This is a genomic window from Variovorax sp. CCNWLW186 (genome assembly GCF_037203865.1).
Lineage (GTDB): Bacteria > Pseudomonadota > Gammaproteobacteria > Burkholderiales > Burkholderiaceae_C > Variovorax.
The window spans coordinates 48,999-58,211 of record NZ_JBBCBO010000029.1; the positions used below are offsets into that span (position 1 = coordinate 48,999).

General features: G+C 65.0%; 8 protein-coding genes. All 8 read left to right on the forward strand.

Going from position 1 to position 9,213, the window contains the following annotated elements; genetic code table 11:
* Positions 1–27: 27 nt before the first annotated feature.
* The 8 genes from V9K97_RS24865 (at position 28) to V9K97_RS24900 (ending at position 9,101) form a co-directional block, all read left to right on the forward strand.
* Positions 28–1,824: an acyl-CoA dehydrogenase C-terminal domain-containing protein gene (locus V9K97_RS24865; RefSeq protein WP_337321343.1), complete on the forward strand. Its 1,797-nt coding sequence runs from the start codon at positions 28–30 to the stop codon at positions 1,822–1,824.
* Between the two features lie 40 nt (positions 1,825–1,864).
* Positions 1,865–2,299, forward strand: coding sequence for a DUF2147 domain-containing protein (locus V9K97_RS24870; RefSeq protein WP_337297945.1), 435 nt, complete (start codon positions 1,865–1,867; stop codon positions 2,297–2,299).
* 36 nt (positions 2,300–2,335) lie between these two features.
* Positions 2,336–4,759, forward strand: a complete 2,424-nt coding sequence (locus V9K97_RS24875; protein WP_337321345.1) for a 3-hydroxyacyl-CoA dehydrogenase/enoyl-CoA hydratase family protein — start codon at positions 2,336–2,338, stop codon at positions 4,757–4,759.
* A gap of 116 nt (positions 4,760–4,875) precedes the next feature.
* Entirely contained in the window at positions 4,876–5,169 is a 294-nt protein-coding gene (locus V9K97_RS24880) for a DUF559 domain-containing protein (protein ID WP_337321347.1), read from the forward strand.
* A 64-nt stretch (positions 5,170–5,233) separates the two neighbouring features.
* The gene (locus V9K97_RS24885) at positions 5,234–6,430 is read left to right on the forward strand and encodes an acetyl-CoA C-acyltransferase (protein ID WP_337321349.1); all 1,197 of its coding nucleotides are present in this window, start codon (positions 5,234–5,236) and stop codon (positions 6,428–6,430) included.
* A gap of 157 nt (positions 6,431–6,587) precedes the next feature.
* Positions 6,588–7,484 (forward strand): alpha/beta hydrolase family protein, encoded by an 897-nt coding sequence (locus V9K97_RS24890; RefSeq protein WP_337321351.1) that lies wholly within the window; start codon positions 6,588–6,590, stop codon positions 7,482–7,484.
* Positions 7,485–7,516: 32 nt separating this feature from the next.
* Positions 7,517–8,347, forward strand: coding sequence for an acyl-CoA thioesterase (locus V9K97_RS24895; RefSeq protein ID WP_337321353.1), 831 nt, complete (start codon positions 7,517–7,519; stop codon positions 8,345–8,347).
* Positions 8,348–8,360: 13 nt separating this feature from the next.
* Entirely contained in the window at positions 8,361–9,101 is a 741-nt protein-coding gene (locus V9K97_RS24900; RefSeq protein WP_337321355.1) for an SDR family oxidoreductase, read from the forward strand.
* The last annotated feature ends 112 nt before the right edge of the window (positions 9,102–9,213 follow it).

The following is a 9,213-nucleotide window of genomic DNA, read 5'->3' on the forward strand; positions in this document are numbered from 1 at the left end:
TCCAAGTTTCGACCAGGAGAGTCCCGGATGCCTACCTACAACCCGCCCGTACGCGACATGCAGTTCGTTTTGCACGAAGTGCTCAACGTCGCCGATGAACTCAAGGCGCTTCCGGCCCACGCCGAGACCGATGCCGACACCATCAACGCAGTGATCGAAGAGGCCGGCAAGTTTGCCGCCGAAGTCACCTTTCCGCTGAACATTAGCGGCGACGAAGAGGGCTGCACGCTCGACAAGACCACGCACGAAGTGAAGACGCCCACCGGCTTCAAGGACGCCTACGCCAAGTACGTCGAAGGCGGCTGGCCCGCGCTGTCGTGCGACCCGGCCTTCGGCGGCCAGGGCCTGCCGTTCGTGGTGAACCAGTGCCTGTTCGAAATGCTCAACAGCGCGAACCAGGCCTGGACCATGTACCCCGGCCTCTCGCACGGCGCGTATGAAGCCCTCGTGGCCCACGGCACCGAAGAGCAGAAGAAGACCTACCTGCCCAAGCTCACGAGCGGCGAATGGACCGGCACCATGTGCCTGACCGAACCGCATTGCGGCACCGATCTGGGCCTGCTCCGCACCAAGGCCGAGCCGCAGCCCGACGGCAGCTACCGCATCACCGGCAGCAAGATCTTCATCTCGGCCGGCGAGCACGACATGACGGACAACATCATTCACCTGGTGCTGGCCCGCCTGCCCGATGCGCCCAAGGGCAGCAAGGGCATCAGCCTGTTCGTGGTGCCCAAGTACAAGGTCAAGGCCGACGGTTCGCTCGGCGAGCGCAACCCGATCTTCTGCGCCAGCCTCGAGCACAAGATGGGCATTCACGGCAACGCCACCGCGCAGATCGTGATCGAAGGCGCCACCGGTTCGCTGGTGGGCGAGCCGAACAAGGGCCTGCAGGCAATGTTCGTGATGATGAACGCCGCCCGCCTGGGCGTGGGCAACCAGTCGCTGGGCCTGACCGAAGTGGCCTACCAGAACGCACTGGCCTACGCAAAAGACCGCACGCAGATGCGCTCGCTCTCGGGCGTGAAGGCCAAGGACAAGGAAGCCGACCCGATCATCGTGCACCCCGACGTGCGCAAGATGCTGCTCACCGCCAAGGCGTATGCCGAAGGCGGCCGCGCGCTGCAGATCTTCTGCACGCTGCTGCTCGACAAGGAGCACCACCACCCCGACGAGAAGGTGCGCAAGGACTCGGGCGAACTGGTGGCGCTGCTCACGCCCATCGTCAAGGCCTTCATCACCGACAACGGCCACATCGCGACCAATTCGTGCATGCAGGTGTTCGGCGGCCACGGCTTCATCAAGGAATGGGGCATGGAGCAGTTCGTGCGGGACAACCGCATCAACATGATCTATGAAGGTACCAACACCATCCAGTCACTCGACCTGCTGGGCCGCAAGGTGCTGGGCAACAACGGCGCATCGCTGAAGAAGTTCGGCAAGCTCGTGGCTAAGCTGGTCGAAGAAGAAGGCGTGAACGAGAAGATGGCCGAGTTCATCAACCCCATCGCAGGCTTGGGCGACCAGCTCACCAAGTTCACGACCGAGATCGGCTTCAAGGGCTTCCAGAACCCCGACGAAGTGGGCGCCGCCGCCGTGGACTACCTGCGCGTGGCCGGCCACTTCGTGTTCGGCTACCTGTTCGCTCGCATGGCACAGGTGGCCCTGCGCGAGATTGCAGCCGGCAACACCGACCCGTTCTACGTGGCCAAGCTGCAGACGGCGCGCTTCTACTTTGCCAAGCTGTTCCCCGAAACCGCGACGCTGATGCGCACCGCGCGCGCCGGCAGCAAGGTGTTGATGGACACCGAAGCGGCGCTGGCATAAGGCCATCGCCTTCTTCGTCATCGTTCAATCGGAGCCGCTCATGAAATCGACGCTTGCAGCCATCGTCCTTGCCGCCATTTCCGTCACAGCCATGGCCCAAAGCACGCCGGTGGGTCTGTGGCGCAACGTCGACGACAAGACCGGCGAGGCCAAGGCCGAGATCCGCATCGGCGAATCCAACGGCGCGCTCATCGGCCGCATCGAGAAGTCGCTCCGGAAGGACGCCAAGCCCGACGCGATCTGCGATGAATGCAGCGATGACCGCAAGGGCAAGCCCATCACGGGCCTCGACATCATCCGCGGCGGCAAGAAGGCCGAAGGCAAGGACGTCTGGGAAGGCGGAAAGATCCTCGACCCCGAGAACGGCAAGGAATACCGCGCGAGCTTCACGCCCATCGACGGCGGCAAGAAGCTCGAAGTGCGCGGCTACCTGGGCCCCTTCTGGCGCACTCAAACCTGGAATCGTGTCCAGTAAACCGCCGCACTTTCAATCCAAGAAATACCAATCAACATGTCCCGATTTCAAGTGAAGAAAGTCGCCGTGCTCGGCGCCGGCGTGATGGGCGCGCAGATTGCGGCCCACCTCGTCAACGTGCGCGTGCCTGTCGTGCTGTTCGACCTGGCGGCAAAAGACGCGACCGGAGCTGTCGCTCAAGGTGCGGCCAAGAACGGCATCGTCACGCGCGCCATCGACAACCTCAAGAAGCTCAAGCCCGCGCCCCTTGGCGACGTGGCCGATGCGGTGCTCATCGAGCAGGCCAACTACGAAGACGACCTGGCCAAGCTCGGCGAGTGCGACCTCATCATCGAAGCGATTGCCGAGCGCATGGACTGGAAGCTCGATCTCTACAAGAAGATCGCGCCGCACGTGGCCAAGCACTCGATCCTGGCCTCGAACACTTCGGGCCTTTCGATCACCAAGCTCAGCGAGGCGCTGCCCGAAGCCCTGAAGCCGCGTTTCTGCGGCATTCACTTCTTCAACCCGCCGCGCTACATGTTCCTGGTGGAGCTGATCAACACGCCCACCACCGAACCGAAGGTGCTCGACGACCTCGAGGCTTTCGTCACGAGCACGCTGGGCAAGGGCGTGGTGCGCGCGCACGACACGCCCAACTTCATTGCCAACCGCGTCGGCATCGCCGGCATGCTGGCCACGCTGAAAGAAGTAGAAAAGTTCGGCCTCACGCCCGACGTGGTGGACGACCTCACCGGCAAGAAGCTGGGCCGCGCGAGCTCGGGCACCTTCCGCACCGCCGACGTGGTGGGCCTCGACACGATGGCCCACGTCGTCAAGACGCTGCAGGACAACCTGAACGCCGAGACCGATCCGTTCTACGCCAACTTCTCGACGCCGCCGGTGCTCGCCAAGCTGCTCGAGCTGGGCAACCTCGGCCAGAAGACCAAGGCCGGCTTCTTCAAGAAGGTTGGCCGCGACATCCTGCGCTTCGACCTCCAGAGCGGCGAGTACGTGCCCGCCGGCGCCAAGGCCGATGAGGTGTACGGCCGCATGCTCAAGAAGCCCGCGGGCGAGCGCCTGAAGCTGCTGCGCGAGAGCGAAGGACCGCAGGGCCAGTTCCTCTGGGCCATTCTGCGCGACAGTTTTCACTATGCCGCCGTGCATCTGGCCAGCATTGCCGAGAGCGCGCGCGACATCGACTTTGCGATGCGCTGGGGCTTCGGCATGAAGCAGGGCCCGTTCGAACTCTGGCAGGAAGCCGGCTGGGCGCAGGTCGCCAAGTGGATCCAGGAAGACATCGACGCGGGCAAGGCGCTGAGCACGGCACCGCTGCCCAAGTGGGTGTTCGAAGGCCCGGTGGCCGAGGCTGGCGGCGTGCATACGCCCGAAGGCTCGTGGAGCGCGTCGCAGAACAAGTTCGTGCCGCAGCGCAAGCTGCCGGTGCATGACCGCCAGCTCTTCCCCGAGAGCGTGCTCGGCGCGAACGCGGCCGACGCCAACACCGCAGGCACCACGATCAGCGACGAAGGCGATGTGCGCGTGTGGACGCTGGACGGTGAAGTGCTAATCGCCAGCATCCATTCGAAGATGCACGCCATCAGCCCCGACGTGGCCGAGGCCCTGGGCGCGGCAGTCGACTTGGCCGAGGCCGAATACAAGGGCCTGGTCATATGGTCGCCCGACGAGATGTTCTCGGTCGGCGCCGATCTGCAGGCAATGCTGCCGGCCTTCGTGGTCGCGGGCATCGGCGCGGTCGAAGGCGCGGAGGAAGAGCTGCAGAACGTGATGCTCAAGATCCGCTACGCCAACGTGCCGGTGGTCTCCGCCGTGCGCGGCATGGCGCTGGGCGGCGGCTGCGAGCTGGCCGTGTATTCGTCCAAGCGCGTGGCGGCAATGGAAAGCTACATCGGCCTGGTCGAAGTGGGCGTGGGCCTGATCCCCGGCGCGGGCGGCCTGACCTACATTGCGCGCCGCGCGGCCGAGAACGCAGCGGCCTCCACGGGCACCGACCTGCTGCCGTTCCTCACCGAAGGCTTCACCGCCGCGGCGATGGCGAAGGTGGGCACGGGCGCTCTCGATTCGAAGAAGCTCGGCTACCTGCTCGACAGTGACGTCATCGTGCCGAACAAGGACGAGCTGCTGTATGTGGCGCTGCAGCAGGCCAAGGCCATGGCCGACGCCGGCTACCGCCCGCCGCTGCGCCGCACCTTCCGCGTAGCGGGCCGCAGCGGCGCCGCGACAATCAAGGGCCAGCTGGTGAACATGCGAGACGGCGGCTTCATCAGCGCGCACGATTTCCACATTGCCAGCCTGATCGCGAACGTGGTCACCGGCGGTGACGTGGACGCGGGTTCGCTGGTGACGGAGGAATACCTGATGGCGCTCGAACGCAAGGCGTTCTGCTCGCTGATCGTGCATCCGAAGACGCAGGAGCGAATCATGGGGATGCTGAGCACGGGGAAGCCGGTGCGGAACTGACGAGGTTTCCTCTTCCTCCTTCCCCCTCTGGGGGAAGGCCGGGATGGGGGCATCGGCCTATGCAAAACCAATCCACTCCCAACGCGCAAAAGAATGCTCGCGCCCTTCGGCGCGAGATGACCGACTCCGAACGAAAGCTCTGGAGTGGTCTGCGCAGCGAGCAATTGGGAGTGAAGTTTCGCCGGCAGCATCCGCTCGGAAATTACATCACCGACTTCGCGTGTCTCGATCCGAAACTGATTGTCGAGCTCGACGGATCGCAGCATCAGGCACAAGAAGGCTACGACGCGCAGCGCGACGCTTTCCTGCATGCGCAGGGTTTTGAGGTCTTGCGCTTCGGGTCGAAAACGATCCGTTTGTCAATTTTGAAGGGGTGTTGCAGGCGGTCATCAATCGACTTGATGAATTGACGGCCGCTAGCCCCCATCCCAACCTTCCCCCAGAGGGGGAAGGAGCCAAATCCAGGAGCTATCCATGAAACAAATCCAAGACGCCTACATCGTCTCCGCCACCCGCACCCCCATTGGCAAGTCGCACCGCGGCTACTTCCGCAACTACCGCCCCGACGACCTGCTCGCGACCACCCTCAAGGCCGCACTCGCAGCGGTGCCCGGCCTCGACCCCAAGGCCATTGAAGACATCATCTGCGGCTGCGCGATCCCGGAGTCGCAACAGGGCCTCAATGTCGCGCGCATCGGCGCCGTGCTGGCGGGCCTTCCCACCAGCATCGGCGGCATCACCGTGAACCGGTTCTGCGCCTCGGGCCTGTCGGCCGTGCAGATGGCGGCCGACCGCATCCGTGTCGGCGAGGCGGACGTGATGATCGCCGCCGGTGTCGAGAGCATGAGCATGGTGCCGATGATGGGCAACTCGCCGTCGCTGTCGCCCTCCATCTTCGAGCGCGAAGGCGACGTGGGCATTGCCTACGGCATGGGCCTGACGGCCGAGAAGGTTGCGCAGCAGTGGAAGGTGAGCCGCGAGGCACAGGACGAGTTCGCGCTCGCCTCGCACCAGAAGGCACTGGCCGCGCAGAAGGCCGGCAAGTTCGCGGACGAGATCACGCCCATCGAAGTGACCGACCGCACGCCGAACCTGGAGACCGGCGAGTCGATCGCCAAGACGCGCACGGTGAACCTCGACGAAGGTGCGCGCCCCGACACCAGTCTCGAAGGCCTGGCCAAGCTGCGTACCGTGTTCGCCGCGCGCGGCACGGTGACGGCCGGCAACAGCTCGCAGACTTCCGATGGCGCGGGCGCACTTATCCTCGCAAGCGAGAAGGCCGTGAAGCAATACGGGCTCACGCCGCTTGCCCGGTTTGTGAGCTTTGCAAGCAAGGGCGTGCCGCCGCACATCATGGGCATCGGCCCGATCGAGGCGATTCCGGCGGCGCTGCGCTATGCAGGGCTCAAGCACGAGGACATCGACTGGTTCGAACTGAATGAGGCGTTCGCCGCGCAATCGCTCGCAGTCATCAACACGCTGGGGCTCGATCCGAGCAAGGTCAACCCGATGGGCGGCGCGATCGCACTCGGCCACCCGCTCGGCGCGACCGGCGCGATTCGCGCGGCGACCGTGGTGCACGCGCTGCGCCGCGAGAACCTGAAGTACGGCATGGTCACGATGTGCGTAGGCATGGGGCAAGGCGCAGCCGGCATCTTCGAACGCGTGTAGGGCGGCTACTGCGCGGGCGATCTGCGGCGTTGCGGGGCCCGTCGGGAAATCCTCACGACCTTGAAGGTCGCTCCGGTTTCCCGCCACCCGCGCCTTGCATCTCATCCCGCTCGCTACGCCGCGGGGCGGTGATCGATCAACGAGAAGGAGACAAGCGATGCAGGCACAACAACTACTGGTCGACAACGGCGTGCAGGTGGCCGTGCGCCGCTACGAGCCCGTCGGCCAACCCCGTGCCAGCATCGTCATCGGCGGTGCCATGGGCGTGCGCCAGTCGTTCTACGAGCCCTTTGCGCAGTGGCTTGCGCAGCAGGGCCTTCAGGTGTGGACCTTCGACTATCGCGGCTCGGGCGATTCGCGCAACGGCGCCTCGCTGCGCGGCTTCGAGGCTGATTTGTTCGACTGGGCGCGCGACTACGAAGCCGTGATCGACGCCGCAAAGGCGGCAATGCCGGAGCAGCCGCTCTATCTTCTTGGCCACAGCCTCGGCGCGCAACTGCCGGGCTTCTTGCAGCGCCCGGAGCAGGTAGACGGCCTCGTCAGCATCGCGGCCGGCAGCGGCTACTGGCGCGAGAACGCGCCGAAGCTCAAGCGCAGCATTCTCTATTTCTGGTTCGTGCTGGTGCCGCTCGTCACGCGGGTTTGCGGCTACTTTCCGGGCCGCAAGCTCAAGAAGGTCGGCGACCTGCCGCGCGGGGTCATCCTGCAGTGGCGCCGCTGGTGCCTCCATCCGCGCTACAGCGTGGGTGCTGAAGGCGACAGTGCTTTGCAGAGCTATGGGCGCGTGCGCTTTCCGGTGCTCGCGCTGTCGATGACCGACGATGAACTCATGACGCTCGCGGGCACCGAAAGCCTGATGAGCTTTTATGCGGGCGCGCCGCTTGCGGTGGAGCGCATCGCACCGGCCGACGTGCAGGCGAGGCGTATCGGCCATTTCGGCTTTTTTCGCGAACAGTTCAAGAGCAGCCTCTGGCCGAGCACCGTCGACAAGCTGCACCGCCTGGCCGCACTTACCGCGGTGCAGCAACCCGGCGTCCCGCACACGACTGCGTGACGCCACGCATCGGAGGCACACTGCAAATCACCATGAGTACGCATCCCTTCGACAAAGCCCTAGCGCTGCAGCACAGCGACATTCGCGCTGGCCATTTCACCGGTGCCACCAGCCCCGAGTACTGGAACATGGTCGGGCCTTTCGGCGGCGCCACGGCGGCCATTGCATTGCAGTCGGTGCTGCGGCACCCGGACCTGCTGGGCACGCCGCTCGCGTTGACCGTCAACTTTGCGGCGGCGCTCGAGGCCGGCCCGTTCGACGTGCAAGCCACACCGGTGCGCACCAACCGCTCGACGCAACACTGGACGGTGCAGATCACACAGCCGGGTGCGGGCGGCGCGCCGAACATGACGACCACGGCCACGGTGGTCACGGCCGCACGGCGCGAAACCTGGAGCGAAAGCGACATGCCCATGCCCGAGGTGCCGCCGCCCGAGTCGGTCAAGCGCTTCAGCATCGGCCCCGCCGGCGTGGCCTGGCTGGACCGCTACGAGATGCGCCCGATCAGCGGCGGCATTCCCGCGAAGTGGGACGGCGGCCTGCAGCACAGCGAAAGCCGGCTCTGGCTGCGTGATGCCGAGCAACGGCCGCTCGACTTCTGCTCGCTGGCGGCGATGAGCGACATGTTCTATCCGCGCGTGTGGCTGCGCCGCGCCAAGCATGTGCCGGCGGGCACGGTGTCGATCACCACGTATTTCCATGCCGGGCCGGATCAACTGGCGGACGTCGGCTCAGGCTACTTGCTGGGCCGCGCGGTGGGGCAGCAGTTCTTCAACGGCTTTTTCGACCAGGCGGCGCATCTGTGGAGCGAGAAGGGCTTGCTGCTCGCCACGTCGAACCAGATCGTCTACTACAAAGAATAGCGAGAGAACGCCCATGCAAAAGACCGCACTCATCGTAGGAGCCGGCGACGCCACCGGCGGCGCCATTGCCCGGCGCTTCGCGCGCGAAGGCTATGCCGTCTGCGTGACGCGCCGCAGCCTTGACAAGCTGCAGCCGCTGGTCGCGCAGATCGAAGCCGAAGGCGGCCGCGCCCATGCGTTCGGCTGCGATGCTCGCAAGGAAGAAGAAGTGGTCGCCTTGGTCGAACAGATCGAATCGACCATCGGCCCCATCGAGGTGATGGTGTTCAACATCGGTGCCAACGTGCCCGAGAGCATCCTGACCGAAACCGCGCGCAAGTATTTCAAGGTATGGGAGATGGCCTGCTTCTCGGGCTTTCTCAACGGGCGCGAGGTGGCAAAGCGCATGGTGGCGCGCGAACTCCCGAAAGGCGGGCATCGCGGCACGATCATCTTCACAGGCGCCACAGCGTCGCTACGCGGTGCCGCGAACTTCGGTGCCTTCTCGGGCGCGAAGATGGCCTTGCGTGCACTGGCCCAGTCGATGGCCCGCGAGCTAGGTCCTCAGGGCATTCACGTAGCGCATGTGGTGGTTGACGGCGCCATCGACACCGAGTTCATCCGCACCAATTTTCCAGAGCGTTATGCGCTGAAGGAAAGCGACGGCATTCTGAATCCCGAGCACATTGCCGACAGCTATTGGATGCTGCATTCGCAGCCGCGCGATGCATGGACGCATGAGCTTGACCTGCGGCCGTGGTCTGAGAAGTTCTGAGATGTCGGTCTGTCGCGTTGTGCGTTCGATGGCTTGTTCAGGGCGCGCACCCGCCGACGGGGTACCTTTCTCCGCGAATGTCCCCCGGCCTGCGGCCTCCTCCTTTATTTCG

Excerpts from the sequence above, each read along its gene's own strand:
- V9K97_RS24865 (WP_337321343.1), top strand. The coding sequence starts at position 28 with ATGCCTACCTACAACCCGCCCGTACGCGACATGCAGTTCGTTTTGCAC.
- V9K97_RS24870 (WP_337297945.1), top strand. The coding sequence starts at position 1,865 with ATGAAATCGACGCTTGCAGCCATCGTCCTTGCCGCCATTTCCGTCACA.
- V9K97_RS24875 (WP_337321345.1), top strand. The coding sequence starts at position 2,336 with ATGTCCCGATTTCAAGTGAAGAAAGTCGCCGTGCTCGGCGCCGGCGTG.
- V9K97_RS24880 (WP_337321347.1), top strand. The coding sequence starts at position 4,876 with ATGACCGACTCCGAACGAAAGCTCTGGAGTGGTCTGCGCAGCGAGCAA.
- V9K97_RS24885 (WP_337321349.1), top strand. The coding sequence starts at position 5,234 with ATGAAACAAATCCAAGACGCCTACATCGTCTCCGCCACCCGCACCCCC.
- V9K97_RS24890 (WP_337321351.1), top strand. The coding sequence starts at position 6,588 with ATGCAGGCACAACAACTACTGGTCGACAACGGCGTGCAGGTGGCCGTG.
- V9K97_RS24895 (WP_337321353.1), top strand. The coding sequence starts at position 7,517 with ATGAGTACGCATCCCTTCGACAAAGCCCTAGCGCTGCAGCACAGCGAC.
- V9K97_RS24900 (WP_337321355.1), top strand. The coding sequence starts at position 8,361 with ATGCAAAAGACCGCACTCATCGTAGGAGCCGGCGACGCCACCGGCGGC.